We start from the raw sequence: 1,545 nt of genomic DNA, 5'->3' as shown, positions 1-1,545 counted from the left end.
TTGAACAAAGTTCGCCGCATTCTCGCCTGCTTTAGCTGCGAGTTAAGGCGAACGGTCTTGACTTTAATGGAGTAGGGATTATCATGTGCTGTATATACATACAGTTAAATAGAGGGCGGTTTGTTAACCGGTATTCGATTTCGTGCTAACCCGACATCGCAACAAAAAATGGTACTTAGCCAGTGGATGGGTTGTGCGCGTAGCATTTGGAATGCCAAAGTCGATGAAGAAAAGTATTACCGCACATTTGCACGTAAATACTACCCAACGGGCACTTATGCCCCAATTGACCAGAAAACTTCTCAGTTCAAATCAAAAGAGCTTTCGCCTTGGCTGTATCAATGCCCTAGTCAGATAATACGAAACAGCGCAGTTAACTGGTATCAGACTTACCAAAAGTTCATGAAAGGTGTGTGTGGGCGACCTAAGCGCAAACCTAAAACTGACCGAGGAAGTATCTACCTAACCCGTGAAGTGTTCCGTTTTGACCGTTGCGATGATGGCAATCTCCGCCTGTTCATCGGTACGAAGACTAATAATATTGGCTACTTGTCGTTTAAGGCGCATAGCAAGTTCAAGTTCCCAAACTCGCTATATGTGCGAAAAGAACGAGGTCAATATTATGTATCTTTCTGCTACGAAAACGGCCAAAGTGAATTAGGTTTGTTAGACAATGATGAACACCTGTCTTTTCTTCAAGGTTCGACAAAAGAGTATCTGGAAGAACATACTATTGGTGTAGATCGTGGTGTTGCCATACCTGTTCACGCAGGCTCTATAACGTTCGACTTTTCTGACAATCAGAAAAAGAACATGAGCAAATCTGACCGTTACATTAAGCGTTTGCAGCGTAAACTAGCACGTCAGACAAAAGGCTCTAGCCGAAGAAACAAAACCAAACATCGCATTGGCAAACATCACGCTAAGAAAGCTAATATCCGTAATGATTTTGCTCATAAAACCAGTCGTTCACTTGTTAATAGTAAAGCTAAAGTGATTGTGTTCGAGGCACTGCAAACCTCAAGCATGACGCGCAAGCCAAAGGCGAAGCAGGATGAACAAGGTCGGTATGTGTCAAACAAAGCCAAGCAAAAGGCAGGACTAAATAAATCAATCCTTAATGTTGGCTGGCGCATCATAGAGACTTACACCAAATACAAGGCCTACCAAGCAGGCAAAGCGGTATTTAAAATAAACCCAGCCCATACCAGTCAGGAGTGCGCTAAATGCGGTCACACTCACCCCGACAACCGTAAATCACAAGAGTTATTTGTGTGCGGTAACTGTGGCAATACTGACAATGCAGACAACAATGCATCATTGGTCATAAAGAAACGGGCAATTAATCTAATTTTATACACTGGAACGGTGTTCTCTGACGATGGAGTTCTCAGAACTAAGTCAGATAGTGGACGTGGAGGCAATCGTAAGACTAGTCGAGCCAAAAACTCGACTAGCAGTGTCCAACGAAGCGTCAAAAAAGAAAAGTTAGCGGCTTAGGCTGCTATCTTGGAAGCTCGCGAGCTTTAGCTCCGAGTAGTTCAC

At 43.6% G+C, this 1,545-nt stretch carries 1 protein-coding gene; it reads left to right on the top strand.

Annotated features, from left to right (window positions below):
• The first annotated feature begins 120 nt into the window (after positions 1–120).
• Positions 121–1,500, top strand: a complete 1,380-nt coding sequence (locus tag HUS62_RS22210) for an RNA-guided endonuclease TnpB family protein (RefSeq protein WP_175081184.1) — start codon at positions 121–123, stop codon at positions 1,498–1,500.
• Positions 1,501–1,545: the final 45 nt, after the last annotated feature.

Origin of the sequence: Pseudoalteromonas sp. 0303 (assembly GCF_013349995.1) — a bacterium.
In the GTDB taxonomy this organism is placed as follows: Bacteria; Pseudomonadota; Gammaproteobacteria; order Enterobacterales; family Alteromonadaceae; genus Pseudoalteromonas.
Note: the sequence above shows the minus strand (reverse complement) of the source record. Positions and strands in the feature narration are given on the sequence as shown.